The sequence below is a fragment of the Veillonella sp. ZSJB6 genome (assembly GCF_051549505.1).
Lineage (GTDB): Bacteria > Bacillota > Negativicutes > Veillonellales > Veillonellaceae > Veillonella.
This window is the reverse complement of the sequence record NZ_JBPUGE010000126.1, coordinates 1-250: the sequence shown is the minus strand read 5'-3', so window position 1 is coordinate 250 and position 250 is coordinate 1. Positions and strand designations below refer to the sequence as shown.

The window sequence follows — 250 nt, the reverse complement described above, 5'->3', positions numbered from 1 at the left end:
TCCCAGTTGATTGGTGTCGTCTTGTCCCCGTTCGCATTGACCGGGTTTCGGCGGATTTCCATCAACGCCGAGATGACGTTCATGTTCGGGCGGTACGGGACGGTGAACTCTTCCGTATAAGCGGCTTGGTCCGGTCCGTCCTGGCGTTCAATGATAAAACGAATATCTTTTTGTTCAGATTGCATCGGCGTCGTCATTTCGTCTTCGCCCCTTTCTTCGAGTAATCCCGTTTGCGCGGCGGGATTAACGA

1 protein-coding gene is annotated in these 250 nt (G+C 53.2%); it reads right to left on the bottom strand.

Going from position 1 to position 250, the window contains the following annotated elements:
- The coding region (locus ACSV5T_RS10150) for a hypothetical protein (RefSeq protein ID WP_438321056.1) at positions 1-197 on the bottom strand (197 nt) is incomplete at its 3' end.
- Positions 198-250: the final 53 nt, after the last annotated feature.